The 16,652-nt window shown below is 37.5% G+C and carries 11 protein-coding genes; all 11 read right to left on the bottom strand.

Going from position 1 to position 16,652, the window contains the following annotated elements; translation table 11 throughout:
* Positions 1–40 precede the first annotated feature (40 nt).
* The 11 genes from QM374_RS00915 to QM374_RS00865 are packed head-to-tail and all read right to left on the bottom strand — an operon-like array spanning position 41 to position 16,650.
* On the bottom strand, positions 41–4,834 hold the full coding sequence (locus tag QM374_RS00915; RefSeq protein ID WP_371560916.1) for a PBECR4 domain-containing protein: 4,794 nt from the start codon (positions 4,832–4,834) through the stop codon (positions 41–43).
* Between the two features lie 11 nt (positions 4,835–4,845).
* Positions 4,846–6,195 carry a hypothetical protein gene (locus QM374_RS00910; RefSeq protein WP_414310615.1) on the bottom strand — a complete coding sequence of 450 codons (1,350 nt, stop codon included), beginning with the start codon at positions 6,193–6,195 and terminating at the stop codon, positions 4,846–4,848.
* A gap of 12 nt (positions 6,196–6,207) precedes the next feature.
* On the bottom strand, positions 6,208–8,043 hold the full coding sequence (locus QM374_RS00905) for a VirD4-like conjugal transfer protein, CD1115 family (RefSeq protein WP_371560912.1): 1,836 nt from the start codon (positions 8,041–8,043) through the stop codon (positions 6,208–6,210).
* Entirely contained in the window at positions 8,040–8,588 is a 549-nt protein-coding gene (locus QM374_RS00900) for a DUF3801 domain-containing protein (RefSeq protein ID WP_371560910.1), read from the bottom strand. Before QM374_RS00900 ends, QM374_RS00905 begins: the two co-directional genes overlap by 4 nt.
* A 1-nt stretch (position 8,589) precedes the next feature.
* Positions 8,590–9,492, bottom strand: coding sequence for a hypothetical protein (locus QM374_RS00895; protein ID WP_371560908.1), 903 nt, complete (start codon positions 9,490–9,492; stop codon positions 8,590–8,592).
* On the bottom strand, positions 9,485–9,724 hold the full coding sequence (locus QM374_RS00890) for a hypothetical protein (RefSeq protein ID WP_371560906.1): 240 nt from the start codon (positions 9,722–9,724) through the stop codon (positions 9,485–9,487). Before QM374_RS00890 ends, QM374_RS00895 begins: the two co-directional genes overlap by 8 nt.
* Before the next feature lie 10 nt (positions 9,725–9,734).
* Positions 9,735–10,391: a hypothetical protein gene (locus QM374_RS00885; protein ID WP_371560904.1), complete on the bottom strand. Its 657-nt coding sequence runs from the start codon at positions 10,389–10,391 to the stop codon at positions 9,735–9,737.
* A gap of 36 nt (positions 10,392–10,427) precedes the next feature.
* A complete protein-coding gene (locus QM374_RS00880) occupies positions 10,428–13,154 on the bottom strand; it encodes a phage tail tip lysozyme (RefSeq protein WP_371560902.1) in 2,727 nt (908 codons plus the stop codon).
* A 10-nt stretch (positions 13,155–13,164) separates the two neighbouring features.
* Entirely contained in the window at positions 13,165–15,528 is a 2,364-nt protein-coding gene (locus QM374_RS00875) for a VirB4-like conjugal transfer ATPase, CD1110 family (RefSeq protein WP_371560900.1), read from the bottom strand.
* Positions 15,470–15,844: a hypothetical protein gene (locus QM374_RS00870; protein ID WP_371560898.1), complete on the bottom strand. Its 375-nt coding sequence runs from the start codon at positions 15,842–15,844 to the stop codon at positions 15,470–15,472. The genes QM374_RS00875 and QM374_RS00870 overlap by 59 nt, the downstream gene beginning before the upstream one ends.
* 56 nt (positions 15,845–15,900) lie before the next feature.
* Complete coding sequence (locus QM374_RS00865) at positions 15,901–16,650, bottom strand: conjugal transfer protein TrbL (protein WP_371560896.1); 750 nt, start codon at positions 16,648–16,650, stop codon at positions 15,901–15,903.
* Between the last annotated feature and the right edge of the window lie 2 nt (positions 16,651–16,652).

Below are 16,652 nucleotides of genomic sequence, written 5' to 3'. Positions count from 1 at the left end.
TCTCCTTTTTTATTTTTCTTCCTACGAACTAATGCCTCCATTATTGAGGACTGCTCAGGGACTTTTTTTCTTCCACCTGCTTTACAGCTTCCGCCTTTTGATTCCCCAACTGCTCAGATTTTTCTTTTGCCTGTTGGAGTTTATCAGCAAACTTATCTTTCGTCACAGTTTTATTTTTCACTAATTCTAACTTAGCATCCATCCGATCAATCAAACTTTTTGCTTCCTTCTGAACAACCTGCAGTTGTTCTACCATATCTTCAAAACCATTTTTATCTTTTGCCCAAATAGCCAAATATCCAAAACTGTAGCTACTCGTATCAAAACCAAAATGATTAGCTACGACATAAGCGACACTTTCAGCTTGTAATTCTTGCTTACGATATTGGTCGTCCCCATATTGGGCATTGCTTCCTCTATGTAAATCTGCATGAGCCATTTCATGAAAAATGGTTTTTAAAATCTGTTCTTGACCCTTTAAGCCTTTTGAAATAACAATTCGATTTTCATTTGGAGAATAATAACCATTTGTGCTCTCTCTTTTAATTTCTTCAAAACTGATAGGAACCTGATTATCCATTGAAACAGCTTTGGCTGCTCGGTACAAATCTTCATAATCTTTAACATCTCCAGTCAATTCATTAATTGCTTTTGGCAATTCTTTTCCTTCTGTTTGAGATACATCAAAGACATTCCCTAACTTGAATCGAGTAACTGTGACTTCCTTCTCTTCCATTTCATTCTCAGATGGAGAAAAACTCAACTCATTTTGATTAGCAGAAATCTTAGTTTTCACTTGATACGGAACCCAGATTTTCAGAGCTTTTGAACCCTTTTTAACTGTTCTGTCAAAATCTGTTTTCCATTTATTGAAACTAGCAACTTGAGAAACATTAGGATTTTGCATCTTCAGCAAATGAATATTGTTGAGTGAGTAGTTGTGAAACTTACTCATCGTATCCAAGAACGATTTAAACTGTTCTGAATCTAAATAGTTCTTCATTCCCTCTTTCAAGTGTTCAGCTAAAGCTTTTGTATCTTTATTTGCGACTAACTGGGAAATGGTTTGTTCTGAACTTTTAGCAGCAATTGCATCGGTTATAATAGCTCCAGTTTCCGCTTCAACATCTGTCCTTCTTTCTCTATCTTCCTGTTTTTTATGAAGGTTAGAAGCACCGTTGTATGGATCTGTTCCTTGCAACATCTCATCAGAATTGGAAATACCATCACCATCCAAATCACGATCCCTCTCATCTTTTCGGTTATACTGATAAATTTTTTCGTATGGATTATCTGGTGTATTTTGTGAATTCTTGACTTGTGTTTTTTCAAATTCATCTCGGATATTTTCGATGGTTTGTTCAACTCTTTCTGATAAATCTTTAATTTCTTTTTGCCATTTTTCTACAAGAGCTACTTGTTCCATTGGAGAATCCTTAACTCCCAACTTCTCAAACCAAGCAGATAGATTTTCGACCTCAACACTATCCATTCCATCAAAAGAAATAAATCCTAGACGACTATCATGACTACTATCCGAAAAACCAATCGGACTATTTTCTAACACTCCGTAAGGTACTTGAGATAACAGTTGATCTGCATAAGGAGTATCTTCCAAAGCGTAACTGAACTGAGAAATATCTAGTTCACTCGCTAATCTCTCCAGATGATACTGATTAAATAATGCCCCATCTATCTTCATCAACTCTGGATGCTCTCGCATTTCTCGTGTACCAAGTCTTTCTTTATGAACGATTGGGTTAATCTCATCTCCAATATCGTAACGAATGCCATCCTGAATCAGTTCACCGTCAGGAGCGTAGATACTAAACTGGATCTTAGTTGGGGAAATGTAGGCTTCTGGGTGACCACCAGTCACTTGTTTTACCCCTTCCTGATGTAACGGATAGAAGTTCTGATTAGCCTTGTAAAGCTCTTTAGCGAAATCTTGATAAGATATCAGCTCTGTTTCTTTAAAGGGCAATTGCGGGCCATCTAGACGCTCCTCAGACCATTGAAGACGAACATGGTAGTCATCTTTATAAACATGATCTTGTTGCCATTCTTTATAGAAGTTTGAATTTACATCCAAGAGATTATCTTCCCCAGCAGCTGCAACAATCTGATCAAATTTATCATTGTGCTTCTTCGCATAGTCAAGATATTGATTCCATGCTTGATGAAATTCTTCTGGAGTTTTTGAGATGTCACCTGGCACACCTAAATTATAGACAGTATCCAAAACTTGAGTAAAAGTTACTGAATCAAGTGAAGTTTTATCTATAGTATTTACTGAAGCTGTTTGTTCAGATTCTTTAGGAACCTCTTCATACTGCTTATTTCTCAAGACGGATAGCATTTCCTCGCCACCATCTTTAACATATTCATCATTAATCGATAGCTGTTCAATCTGACCATCTCTTTCTCTATAGACACCGAGAATTGTGCCGGTATCTATGTCTTCCAGTTGTTTACTTAAATCCCCCTTCACTCTCATTAAAGATGCAGGGACATGAGTAAATTCCTTTTCTTTGAATAACAATAACAAATCAGTATCTTCTGGTCTAATTGCTTTTGAAAGATCCAGATTATTAAATTTCTTTACAGATGAAAGATCGTTAAACACAAAGGAATCTGACTCTATCACCTCAGGTAATAAGTTCAAAACTTTTAGTTTATCCGACATTCCATTTGCAAATTTTAAATCTTTGAAATGCCCTTTCCCAGCTGCAACATCTTCAACGAATGACTCAGATAAATGTTCTACCCACTCATTATATACGGGTGTTACTCCAGTTAAGTGCATCCAATTTTTCTTGTCAAATTTAACATTTAGAATTTGGAATTGCTTTTCTTCTGGATTCTTATAAACATAATGGATACTTGTCCCTGACATTTCTTTTAGATACCATTGAGCCGAGTCCCTCATTGCGTTTGCGTATAAATTTAACGCTCGCATGTTTTTTCTGAAGGTTTTATTTGACATTCGATCCTCATCGATGGTAAAATGAAAATGAACATTGGCAGGAAAATCAGGTTGAGAATTTTTCTCAACGGGCTGCGGTGCTGTCCCTGGAGTTTCTACTCCTAAAGAACTGGAATTGCGATTCAATAGTTCGCCCCCAGTGTTGGTCTCTTGATTATTATCAAGAGGCTTTTCTTTTTCTTCTGAAGCTGTAGTTGTTTCAACGAGTCTAGTTGACTGAACAGAAAAGCCTATATTATTCCAGTTTTTCTTTAGCCATTCCGCATCTTCTGGAGATAAATTACTAGTATCTATGTTCAATTCAGAACTCTGATCATCTTCTAGAACTACTTCATCTTGCTTTTTTTGTTTGTACAGTAACTTGTTTACCACCTCTTTTTCCTCCTCCGTTTTAGGGAGATATTGAGATGATTGTTCAAATTTTCCTTCTTCTGTCATTTCTAGAGCTACAAAACGTAGCCCTTTTACAAAGTATATATTTGGATGTTTAGCCCATTGTTTGACCTCTCCAGAATCAATTATAGCTTGTGTTTCCGGTTGAATAAGTACTCTATCAGCTTGTTGAGGATTGTTTACTAAATCTTCTTCATGCTCACTACTATTCTCATGCAATTCCGACATACTATTTTTTCTCCCTCTTTCTTGATTAATAATTGTTTGATATTCTTGACGAACTTCTTCCCTTGTCAATTGCCTATCTGACACAAAAGTTTTTACATCCTCTGCAGTTAGCTCTTGCGCTTTTGCAAGAGCTATTTCCTTCTCAAAAAAACCCTGGTAATGCCAGGACTTTTCATCTGCTATATAAACATGCGCCAGATTCTTAGGAGCTTCGTTATCTCTCCTCAGGAAATCATTCCAATCTTCCTTCTCCTGGTCTGCCTGAATAATAGGGGGAATCGCAATCTGTACTGGAATCCCCTTTTCCTGCAATCGAGTGATAAAACTATAACCAGCTGCATCATTATCTACAGCTAAGGTAATCATATCCTGATGCTGACCATCTTTAAAATAATTCGTTGTTCTAACTACAGTTTCTAGCGTTTTTCCAACATTCTGATCCACTTGATAGGATTTACCGTTCATCTCGGCATATAATTCCATAAATCTTCGACTAATGATACCATCTTTGATTCCATCCATAGCTACTAAGCGAACATCCTGAAGAGTATCCTTATGAAGCTCATAGTAGCTCATTAAATCGATTGGAGCTTCCGCAAATACCAAACGTTTAGGAGTACCAATATCGATTGAAAATCCTAGTTGTCCGTCTGAATTTCTCATAATTTGTTTTAAGCGCCCACGTTCTGGATAATGCACTCGATTCTCTACTATTCCCTGGAGACTAGCACCAGCTAAAAAGCCTGTGTTGTCCTTATACTTAAAGACAATCACAGGCTCAAAATAGTCTCCCTTTTTTCGGATTGCTTCCGCTATACTTCCTTGGCTAATAAAGAAGTTAATCGTATCATCTGAAAGGCCTCTCTGTGCCTTCAAATAGCTTCTAGAGGCGCTGAAATCCTGACGCTCATATCTTTCCAAATTATAGTGAAACGGCTCTTTTGGAGCCATCTGAACTTCTGCATTAACTTGCTTAAATTCTCCAGTTTCCAAAAAATGCATCGCTTCTTTGTAAGAAACTCCTTTTATGGATTGTACTAACTGAATGACATCTCCAAATTCAGTTCTTGAATTCCAGTGAAATTCATTTTTTCTTGCATCGATCACAAATGAATCGTGCTCTATCCAGGTATAACTATGGCTTCCTGTACGCTTTAACTCTATGCCTAGTTGCTCTGCAACAGAAATAATAGATAATCTTTTGGCTTCTTCTTTACTTAATGCCATCTGTTACCTCCCTACAATGAAAATTCTGGCCCTTCTTTTTCTGCGACTATATCTTGTGTCTGTTCTCTCTCAAGTTCTTCTGCTTCTACAAAACGGTTTAAATCAGGAAAATGGAGTTGAGCTTGTTTTAGCTTATCATGAACTAATAGGTTCTCATCGATATGATAGACTGCTTCCTGATGGCCATTAAATCCTTTCTCTAAATCAATATCATCAAATCGGATAATATCCAACTCTGTTAAACTCCCCTTATACCAAGCTCCAATCTCACTTTCAAGATAGAACTGAACAGATTCTCTATCTTCCGTCTTTGTATCCCGTAAATAAGCTAGTTCCCAGCTTTCACCCTGAGAATATCCAGTGACTTCTTGAACGATTAACTCCTGATTGTTCGTACTTAAAATCTGATTAATATCGTCTAAACGGGAGACTAAAATTTCTTGAGCTAGAGAGACTGCTTCTGTACGATAATCGAAAAATTCGTATTCTTCCCTATCTTCAACATAGTTCCTAACGAAATCTGAATAATGAGGGAAATGTTCCTGGAAGCTAGGTGAAACCATCCCATAAATATAGGCTTGTCTTAATGTTTCAAATCGTGCTATTTGGTAATATGAAGGGTCTAGCCTAGCTTCTTGATTCAACATTTCCTTGATACTTTCTGGAAGTTGTATTGGTTCCGAATCTGGCCAAGTTCTCTTAGAATAGTTGATTACTTCTTCGTAGAGAATGGTATCAATCTCCGAATTCTTCATTTCAAGCAAAGCATCCACAATTTGAGCTGCTTCTGAAAGATTGGAACGATAATCAGTAATCAAGCCATCTTTACGAACCTCCCACTCCTCAACCTGAGCATTTTCTGGAGTTCGCAGTAACAATACCTCCTCAGCTTCTAGATCAACTCCAATGACCTGATCGCCATTTGGTAGCTGATCCATCTCCAATTCCTGGATCTTAGCATCTAATTGATCATTAACCTGAAGCAAGTCTTGCTCCAAGTGAAATAATTCTTCTGCATTGGCCTTCAATTCCTCAAAATACTCTCTGGAAATCTTCACTGGTCGAACCAATAAATCTTTCTTTCTTTGCTCTCGAGGATATGAAAATAAATAGGGAGCAACTTTTTTAAAATCTTGATAATTCATCCATTTTATGGATTCTGTAACAATCATATTTTGGACATCAACGACATCTGTATGAGGTGTAATCCAACCAGCTAAAGCCAATTCTTTTACTGCTTCAGATAGGGGATAAGAAGGAATATGTTCTAAAATCCCCTCAAAATAACCAATCCCTCGTGCAGTCTCCTCCTCAACTTCACGCTTCATTCGTTTAAATTGTTTTTGTGGTAATGTATTCATTCTTTATCCTTTCTAACTCACTCTGAGAGGAACTTCCTCAACTTCCTTAATCCCAATATGAATAACATTTTCTTCCCCAACCTGGTCTTTCCACTCATCAATATCACTCAAATAGCGCTTGTATCGATACCAATTGTCATCGTTTGGGCCATTGCTTAGGAGATTGGCTCTTGGATGCGTATCCAGGTTAAATTTTTGATCTCGAAAGACATTTTGTTTGGATAGGAAGAGTAGGGCTTCTGTTGTTCCAATAGTAGCCACCTCATGCGGTGTCAACAGTTCTCGACCAATTTTAGAGTTCTGCTTAGAGCTGCTGGCATTTCTTCCTCTGCTCTCACTATAATTCTGATCATTCAAAGTTTGCTTACCTGATCGCTCAGATAGGTACTTAAGCGTGTCTAAGTCATTGGATCCTAAATAAAGAATAGCACCACAGTTATTGATAATCGTCTTCGTATTTTCTTTACCATATAATACTTCAATCTGACTTTGAGATTGTACCATCATCTTGATAGAAATCTCTCGAGAACGAATAACTGAGATAATTGGTGGTAAATTAGGAATCTTCCCAATCTGACCAAACTCATCCGCCCACACCTGTAGATGCAATAAGTCTTCCTTGGTCTTTGTTGGATGCTCACCTAATATAACTGCATCTGCAGTTTTTATTAGCACATCAAAAATGGTACTAAAAAGAAGGGCAGATAAGAACTGGTAAGCTGGATCCACTTCTGGAATATGAATAAAAACTGCTGTTTTCTCAATATTCCATTTTTCAATCTCGAGTGTATCCTTTTCAATAATCTTTCTTAGTTGCTCATGATCAAATACTGAGAAGGTTGTTGCAAAGATAGCATAAACAGAAGCCCGTGTTTGGCCATCAAAGTTTTTATTGAATAGATCCCACTGCCTACTAGCATAATTCCCTGGGCTCCTTCTCTCCAGGTCTTCAAACATCAATTCAACAGGACTCTCCGCTTCTGGATGATTTCTTCTCAATTCTCGAATCATATCTGTAACCTGCCCTAAATTAGGCAGATAGTGATCGAGCTTACCATCAAAATAAAGATAGCCAATTAGAGAACGCATCAGGAGTTTATTGGCTGCTGGCCAAAAAGGATCTCCCTCATGACCATTTCTGTTGAGAGACTCTGTAATAGCCTCTGCCACTCGGTCTATATCCATTTCATTATGAATATATCTAAAAACATTGAAACCATCTGAATTCAAGAAAGTAATCAAATCAAAAATCTTCATCTTATAGCCTTTTTCTATAAGAGACTTCCCTGTTTCATGAATCAAAATCCCTTTGGTATCTGTGGTTACAAAACTAGAATTTCCTTGTAAAATATTTGGTTTTACAGCACTACGTGTCTTTGAATCCCCTGTACCACCATACACCAAAATATTTTTATTAATCTGATTTTCAAAGCTCAATCGGTTATTAAATAGTCCCATCTGGCTATTTTGAGTAAAGATCATATTCTTTTCAGGATCTTCATCTCGGAATCTCATCAACTCTTCTTTAGTTGCAAAGCGAGCTGATCCATGTTCCTCCCCATACCTGTATGTACCTGTATCTGTCACTCTCATATACAATAGAAAAGCAATCAGAAACCCACTTATTCCTATCAATAAAGAAGTTTGTGTGAATTGAAAATCAAACCAAGATTTATCGCTCAGATGATCGCTCATCCAGTTAAACTTTTCAAGACCGAATACATCCGTTACTGAGTCTGTATCAGGTGCCATCAGCCATAGTTTAAAGAGCCAATGAAAGAGGTAGAATAGACCAATTCCTAACAACAAATACGGTCTAAATCTCCGTTTCTTCTTTACTGTAATCACTTTATTTTCCCTCCAATCTGTGGTTCGATATTTTCTGGAAGAACAAACTCCTTAGTATGAATGTTTACCTGAAGAGAGTTAATTTTCTCTTGTTCAACTGCTTTAAAATGTTTCAATTTTTCCTCAAAAGAAGTCGTTTTTCCATTTTTAAGGTTTCGCTCATTGAATCCTTTCGGATCTCTTGTGATTCCTTCTAGGACATCCTTAAAGGCTTGTTCGACAACACCTTTATCTTTTGCATTAAAAGCAAGAGTTGTCTTCCCATCTGGATGAGTATAAAAAGAAAAGCCAATCCCGTATTGGCCCAGTTCTTTTCGAACTGCCTCGAGATTGACTTCATTATGTAGTAATTGCTGGACTTCTTTAGCATCTGCTGTTGCCATGAATTTATTCCAGTCTGTATCACCAGTAAAGACTACATTCTCCCCTCTGGCTTGATAAATTTCAACTGCTTTAGAGCTCACCAAGAAGAGTCCTTTTAAGATTACCTCTCCTGTCACAAGAGTTGCCCGTCCTAATTGGGCTACCACTTGTTCTTGTTCCATTTTAGCTCACCTCTTCAATTTTGAAATAAAGATCCTTCAATTGAGAAGCTTGAGAGTCTTTCGCAAGAATCTGTTGTTGCAACTCATCGATCCTTTTTTGACACTGAGCAATTTCCTCATTGGCTTCCTTGATAAAATCTTCGTTGGATTTGATTTTATTTTTAATAGATTGCTTATAAGTAACCGTCTGAGCCTCAAAGCTATCAATAACCTCTGAAGGCACATTTACTGTAGTCGCATGAGAAAGAGAGAAGGAAGGTTCAGCCTTTTGATCAGGAAGCGTTTTATTCTCTTCCTGACTAAATGTAGCAACAACTGGTGCTACTTCTTCTGTAGCTGCATCCTGTGTATTTTCATCTTGTGAAGGTTCTACTCGTTCTTCCTCATTTTCATCTAATCTACTGAAATGATCTGTAGTCCATTCACTAGAAGAATAGGTAATTTTATCTTCCAAAGGCACTTCCTCTCTAACCTCATCTTTAGGCTTCTGAGAAACTAGCTCAGCAATTCTTTGACGAGCCATATTCGCCTCTTTCTTTACCGTTAGATCTTCTAGTTCAGGATCTGGTTCTGGTTGGAACTCGGGTTGGGGTTGAGGTTCTGGTATATCTTGCGAGGACTTCTTTTCTTTATGTTTTGCTAAAAAATGAAGAAAACCTCTCTTTTTCTTCCCACCACTCGTACCAAAATTTTCCAACAACTGATCAATGATTCCAACAAAAGGTATTTCAAGACTAAGCTCTTGTAGGATTTCACCTTCAGGATTAAGAGAATAAAGTCGATAGATTCCATTTATTTTATTACTTTTCATTCGCTCATTGATGATTTCTAGCCTTGATAACAAATCATCTCGGTACTCAAAAGTTTCCTCTTGATTAGTCAGTTGATTGATAATTTTATACATGGTTCACTCCTTGGTTACTTGATTGTGCTGGAAAAATGAGTTCCTTCATTTCCTGATAGGATAAGCCACTTTCTTCTGAAAGGGCAACAAAAAGCTGTGCTTCCAAATCCTTTTCTTGACCTATGCACTTCTTGATTTTTTTATCTGCTTCTTCTTTTTGTCGTTGTGCTTTTTCCTTCTCTCTCCTGATTTTCTCAAGCTTACCTTCAAGTTGTTCTATTTTTTTATTCATTCAATTCTCCTTATTGGTTACTACTGGTTGCGGTTGTTTGTTCAGAGGATGTAGGTGTTGTGGTTGATGAAGAGGAAACTGAAGTCGAACTTGAACTGCTAGTGTCTGAATAAGTGCCTATACTTTGCCCTTTTGCTTCAGTCAAGACAATAGGCTCAATTTTATTGACCAATAGTTTACCTGATTGTTCTACATAGGTCAATCGAATGGTAGCCTTAGTGATACCAGTAAGCCCCTTAGAATCTCGATTATCTTTTTCTGCTAAGGTTGTGCTAGAATATTGAATCTGAGCCAACGCAACTTTATGTGTTTTATCAATGTAGATAGAGCCTGATTCATAAGATTGGTCAACCACATACCCCTTATAGGTCTGGTTAACTGGCTTTTGTTCTTCTTGAATGGTTTCCTGATACATAGAATCAGTCATAAAAGGCTTATAGCGTGGACGATTCTCTTCTAAATCCTTTTTGGTATAGTAAGCAATTAGAAAGTCCTCGACTTGCTGTTCAGTAAGAGATAGTTGTTCCTGTTGTTTCTCTTCTGGTTTCTGTTTTGCCTCTTCCTGAACTTGACTATTCTGTCTCAAATTCTGTTGTACTTGAGCAATAGAATAGCCCAGGATAATACATAAAACGGCAGCGACTCCGATAAGGAGTCTCTTTACCATTTTGATTAACTTTTGATTATACATTCTTTTCCTTTCTTATTTAGGGGTAACAAAATAGATGCCTGATTGTGGTGTCAAGGTTCGCCAAGTAGTAAGGTATAAACCAGCAAAGTTCATTTCTGACATTAAGAAGCTACCATCACTATTGACATACTCACAGAATCCAACGTGGCCATAGATTGGTGATGCTCCAGCTACACCATTCATGAATACAACTGCAGAACCTGGTTTAGGAGTCGTTGAAATTTCATATCCTTGAGCTTGACCACTATCAACCCATTGATTGGCATTTCCTAAATATGGATAAATTCCAGTTCCAATCTGAGCAAAACGGTTATAGACATACCAAGTACAATTTCCTAGTGCATAGGCATTACCTGGATAACCTTGACCCTCTAGAATTGCTTGATCGGTAGGGAGTCCATACGGAAGTTTGTCCTTATACTCTGCTGGAACTTGTTGACTCGAAACTCCTGTTGAACCTCCTCCTTTATTTTTTAAGAAATTTAACCATTGACGAGCTGCAGTTTGTCGTTCTAAAAGCTTATTACCTGGTACTCCCAGCCAAGCATTCAAAAAGTCCTCTGCAAGAGCTTCTACGGAACCTGTTGAGGTTACAATTCTTTTAAAAGCTTCTCGTCTAATTGGATCATCTGCTTCTAATAGAAATTTAGTTTGAACTTCCGCAGACCAAATATCTCCATTCATCTCTTTTGCAAAATTCCACAATGCAAGAGCACGGGGGCCAGTAAACTGACCAATCCCAATCCCGATATAGTGTAAACCATTGACCATGTACTCTCCTTTATTTAAATGTAAATTTGGATACATAGCTTGAAAGGCTCCCCAGTTACCAACTAGATTTTCTGCAGTTGGCTCTTTAGCAACCTTATCAAATTGATTATTGGTTAGATAGTCCGTTTCATAACGTTTAAAAGTGATGGAACTCTCAATATCAAATCCTCCCAAAACAGCTGCAATTCCTTCATCGGTTGCCTCCGGTATATTCTTTTTAATCGCATCTGCAAAAGCTCTCGCACGTTTTCCTTTCTCTCCAGATGTTTCAATACTACTCACAACAGACGTTGCTTGTGTGTACTCTACACGCTGGAAGTAAAAACCGACATTGACATAAGTCCAACTCTTCTCAACATTACCATCTTTATCTTTCTTATTTGAGCGGTCAGGTTCTAGTTTTTGATAATAGACCGTTTGATTTCCTTCAGATGCGACCTTTCCAATGATATCTCCAGATTTAACATGATCTCCTGTTTTATAACGAATCGTATCTACGTTCTTATATAGAAACTTGGAATTCTCATCACTAATTTCTAAATCATTACCATTGACTTCGACTTTCCCATCTAAAACAGCTAATAGAGTTTGTCCACCTGTGGCCTGCAAAACAGAACCCTTAAAGATTTCCTTCGTAGTTTTATAACCAAAACGATCAATAATCTGAAGGGGAGCTTCTGATTCAGGTTGATCTTCTGTATAAAATGGATTATCTAGTTCTTGTAGCAACATATATTTTCCGCTATCTCGAGCAATTTCTAAGAGTTCTTTATACTCTTCTAACTCATCCTCACTCAACTTGTAAAGGTCATTTTTAGTATAAAGATCTTCCATTGTTTTAAGATTATCTTTATCCCCATTCAAATTCTTCCATAAGGTATCTAAGTATAGTTTCCCACGAGTATTTTGCGAAAAATACTTGTTCCCGTCTATACGAAGTTTATCTGAAATATCATCATACTTATAATTCAAGTACAAAAGCGGATCATCAATTTTTGTCCAATAATCTACCTTATCATTCGATTTTTCACGATCCAATTTTGAAAGATACAACCAGGTATCATTCATATCAAACTCATCTTGACGGGTAATTCCTGAACTACCAATACCAAGTATTGCCAGAAACAAAAGCAGACCAAAAGCAATCAGATAAGCCTTTAAGCTAAATGGATTTTTGATAATAGCTTTAATCGGTTTAGATCCAAAACGATAAACTTTTCTAGCCTTCTTAGCAGCCTTCCCTATCTTAGATGCAGCTAAGCGCTTTCTATAAGCCTGTATCTGTCGAGATAACTTCCCTTCCCAAGAAAATTCTCTTGGGGTTCGAGTGAAGCCTCTCCCTTTAGCCTTATTGTAGAATCTATTTCCTAGACTGTAGCTTGATTTAACTACTCCTTGACCAAGCTTACCGCTATATTTCCCAATCGTTTTAATCCGTTTCCCTTGAATCTGAATATCCTGATACCGATATTTAGCTCTTGCTATATCTGAAAGGGTATCATCCTGATGAGCTGTAGAACTAGCCTGTTGATTAGCAACTCGTTCTACAGATTGTTTGGCCGCACGAAGAAACTTCTTCTTCCGTGATCCACCGTTAGCCTCTTGAGCAACTTTATAAGTTTTTTTAGAAACTTTTTTCTCTAGCTTTGCTTTATCCAATTCCTGATTAAGAAAAGCCTGCTTCTTGATTTCTTCTGGACGAAGATCCTTCCCTTCTTTCCGAAGCTTTCTTCCCTGTTTCTGGATATTCTTATACTCTTTTTGAATTTTTTTGACTTTGGCTCTTGAAGCTCTAAATTGTTTATGAGCATTCTTAACGATGCGATTCGTAGAACGTGATTGTGACTTTAGTTCTTTCATTCGCAAAGCACTATCTTGTTGAACAGTGCGGTAATTCTTCCGGACTGTTTCCAGCTTCTGATCTATCTTATGACCGATTGTTTTTGGTCTGCCTTTCTCCTGATCCATAATGAGACTCCTAAGCGTCTGTTGCGACTAAGTTATATAACTTAGTATTCTTAGGTATTGGATTTTCAAATGGCACTACAACTGGCCCTGCTACAATTAAGCCAGTACCTTTAGCTTTTGGCCGAGCCAAGTAGCGAATCTGTTTGTCAGTCAAGTTAACAATCTCTTTTAAGATAGCCAAATCCTGGGGTTTTTGTTTGAGCAAAATCATGAACTCACTGTTTGACAGCAATTTCCGACCTTCTTCAACAGCAGCTAACGTTTCTACGTTCTGTGTAATTCCTGTTGGAATCGCACCGTATTTCCGAATACGTGAATATAACGTAGTAAAGAAGTCTGCTTGGGCCTTATTTTTAAATAGAATCTGCATCTCATCAAAGTAAACCCACGTAGTACATTTCCCTTGATTCTCTACAATTTGATTCCAGATATAATCCTGAATAACCATCAATGCGAACGGCTTCAACTTGTGAGACAACTTCTTCAGATTAAAGATAACAAAGCGATGATTAAGATCCACGTTTGTTTTGTGAGCAAAAATATCTTGAGAACCAGTTGTATAGGTTTCTACCGCTAAAGCTAAATCTTGAGCTTCTGGCTCTGGTTGTTCCTTCAATACCTGGTGCCATTCTTTTAGCGTTGGAGTGAAATCATCTGTCAAATAGCGCTCATAAGTCACACCTGTTACCCGGTCAATAATCCCAATCTGTGCATCTGTTACCTCAGATAGAATCGATTCAAATAATCCCATCAACAAGTTTGCTTTATCTCCAATCGGATCGTCATCCTCATCGTCCAAACGATCCAGATCTGGTAGATCTAAGAGATTGATATGTGTTTTAGAACCAATCGAAATATCCACCATCTGAGCACCGAAAGCACGACCAATATCAGAATATTCATCTTCGGGATCCACAATGATTACTCGATCTTCTGGATATTTCAGCAAAGTCGGAATTACCTCTCCACCCTTAATCGTAGTAGATTTACCAGATCCAGAGGAACCGAGCACAACACCTGAACCCGTATTCAGATCACGTTTTCGATCCAGTGTAATGATATTATTCGATAACTGATTTTGTCCATAGTAGCGAGCAAGTGAGCTGTCAGACTTCAAATCCACGTTAGTAAAAGGAACTTGTGTAGCAATATTAGCTGTTGTCATCTTTCTCATGAAATTCTTCTTCACATTCAAGAAGCACTCACCGATAGGTAGAATCGTATTTAAAGCCTCTTCCTGGTAATAATAGAGGTCTTCAAATTCTACCCCTAGCTTCCGTCCAGCACGCTTAATCTTCTGCTCATTACGTTGTAGTTCCTCCTGGCTATCTGCCTTAAAATACACTGCAATCAAGCCAGAAAAGATTTTCTGATCATACTCAGTAATCTCATCTCGCCACTTCTTGGTAGCTTCTGAGATTTCTTGGTCACGACCAGCAACCACTGCATCATCAAAGATACCAGATTGAGCAGCCTTACGTTTAGAACGTAGCTTCCCAATTTCAGCATCCATTTCTGCATCGTTAATCTTTTCTAAGATTTCAACATTCTCATAGGGCTCTGCATGGATAGTAATGGCTAGTTCAAATCCCAGTGTCGTTAAATCACGAATGAGACGATCAGACATCCAGTTAGGATATCGGTGGGCATAGAGTACCTTGGCCCAACTATCATCAATAATCATCCGTTTTTCTTGAAACTCAATTCGGTTCGGAGCGATAAATGATTTAGTTGATAATCCAGATAGAGCAATTTCTCGATAATCAAAATTGACATACGGGTTTCCTCGTAATAGTTCTGAAAAGACCTTTAGACGATCCAAACCATTCATTTCCTTAAATGTAATATCCGATTCCTGAAATTGTGTTCCTAGTGAAACTCCAATATCTTGTAGTAACAACTGAGCCTGTTTTCGATCATCAGCGTTCGTTGAAATGGTCACATACTTATGTACCTCAAAGTTGTTAGCGTGTGTCGTAAATCGCTCCTTAATCATCTCGTTTAACTCTTCTCGATAGTCATCGTAGCCATCGTTTGTTTCTTCAAACAAGATATTCTGCAAGGAATTATCCGATACTCTACGGTTAATTACTAAGAGTTGATAGTTACTGCCCTCATCCAGTGAATTAAGAGCATCCATCGTTGTATCGATGATGCTCTCTTTTTCATCTTGTTGAGCAGTTGAGTAAGAAGCATCCCCCAGCATGAAGCTACGAGAATACTTCTCACGAGCAATGTGCATCAATCCATCTTCATGTAGAAGTGTATAATTGATTGTATTTTGTGTCGTAGGTTTCATCTGACGACGCAAGCGCTCAATTCTTTTCTTTTCTGCGTTTTCTAGTTTTTCTCTTTTGCTTTTGAATAAACTCATCTTTTGTATAAATTCCTACCTTTCCAAATTCTGTCTCATAGCTTCTTTGTTGAATTCGGAAAAAGAAATTGATTTTTTCTTTAATCCGTATTCTCTTGGTCATACCTGTACCGTACATTGCCCCAGGAAGAACAAAAATAGCATCCCAAAGATAAATGTACCAATCAGGTAAACCAAAGAAGTATATCGTAATTGAACCTGAAACAGCTATTACCAAACATACATAGAGAACAATCATTCTACCTGTTAATCCAAATAAAATAGGTCTGTCCTCTGTTTCAAATTCTCTTAAAAATTCTGATCCAATTTTTTTCAATTAGTTTCCTTTCACACAAAATAACATCGATCCATTCTAATTTTTCTAGACATGGATTACACTCCTAAAAGTTGCTTGGCTTTTCGACTAGACCCAACCATAACAAAAATATAGATAACCCCCTTGGCAATTGAAGCAAAGGCTGTTCCCCATGAATCACTGGAACCAGTCGTAACCTTTAGGATATCTGCTGCAACAATCGAATCATATACAACAGAAACAATAATTAGGATGACACCAATAAGGGCAGAGGCCGCAAAGTATTTCAAGAAATTAATCGTAACAGATCGTAACGAGTCCATCATAAAGAACGCTACTAACAATGGAGCTATAGCTTTAAGCATATACAAATCCAAGTAACGTAGGAAAACAATAATCCCTAAAATTATGTTAGCCACTCCACTTACAGCTTTTCCGACTAAGGTAATGATAGCTTTTTCAATCATTCCTTTCCCACCAGAAATATTAGAATCAATGGTTGTTTTAACGGTAGGTGTTACATGAGCAATCACTTTCACAACAATATTAAGTAATTCCAGAATGGCATCACAAATTTGAGATGAGGCAGAGATCATGATTAAAGCAAATAAATATTTCATTAAAGCCTCTAACCAAATCTTCTGTGTTAATGCACCTCCCCTCGACTTTACCATTTGCGTCCATGATACCATTTCAAACCAGAAAAAAAGAGCTAAAAGGATATAACCAATAGGTCTGACTGCATCAGCCATCATATTTACAGCTTGATTTGTAGCAGAGCTATAACTAGAAAGAGAGCTTGTTAGCTCTCTAATATCTAAATTCATAG

The sequence above is a fragment of the Streptococcus infantis genome, assembly GCF_047465525.1.
In the GTDB taxonomy this organism is placed as follows: Bacteria; Bacillota; Bacilli; order Lactobacillales; family Streptococcaceae; genus Streptococcus; species Streptococcus infantis_R.
This window is presented reverse-complemented; position numbering and strand designations above follow the sequence as displayed.

Excerpts from the sequence above, each read along its gene's own strand:
- QM374_RS00915 (WP_371560916.1), bottom strand. The coding sequence starts at position 4,834 with ATGGCATTAAGTAAAGAAGAAGCCAAAAGATTATCTATTATTTCTGTT.
- QM374_RS00910 (WP_414310615.1), bottom strand. The coding sequence starts at position 6,195 with ATGAATACATTACCACAAAAACAATTTAAACGAATGAAGCGTGAAGTT.
- QM374_RS00900 (WP_371560910.1), bottom strand. The coding sequence starts at position 8,588 with ATGGAACAAGAACAAGTGGTAGCCCAATTAGGACGGGCAACTCTTGTG.
- QM374_RS00895 (WP_371560908.1), bottom strand. The coding sequence starts at position 9,492 with ATGTATAAAATTATCAATCAACTGACTAATCAAGAGGAAACTTTTGAG.
- QM374_RS00890 (WP_371560906.1), bottom strand. The coding sequence starts at position 9,724 with ATGAATAAAAAAATAGAACAACTTGAAGGTAAGCTTGAGAAAATCAGG.
- QM374_RS00885 (WP_371560904.1), bottom strand. The coding sequence starts at position 10,391 with ATGGTAAAGAGACTCCTTATCGGAGTCGCTGCCGTTTTATGTATTATC.
- QM374_RS00880 (WP_371560902.1), bottom strand. The coding sequence starts at position 13,154 with ATGGATCAGGAGAAAGGCAGACCAAAAACAATCGGTCATAAGATAGAT.
- QM374_RS00875 (WP_371560900.1), bottom strand. The coding sequence starts at position 15,528 with ATGAGTTTATTCAAAAGCAAAAGAGAAAAACTAGAAAACGCAGAAAAG.
- QM374_RS00865 (WP_371560896.1), bottom strand. The coding sequence starts at position 16,650 with ATGAATTTAGATATTAGAGAGCTAACAAGCTCTCTTTCTAGTTATAGC.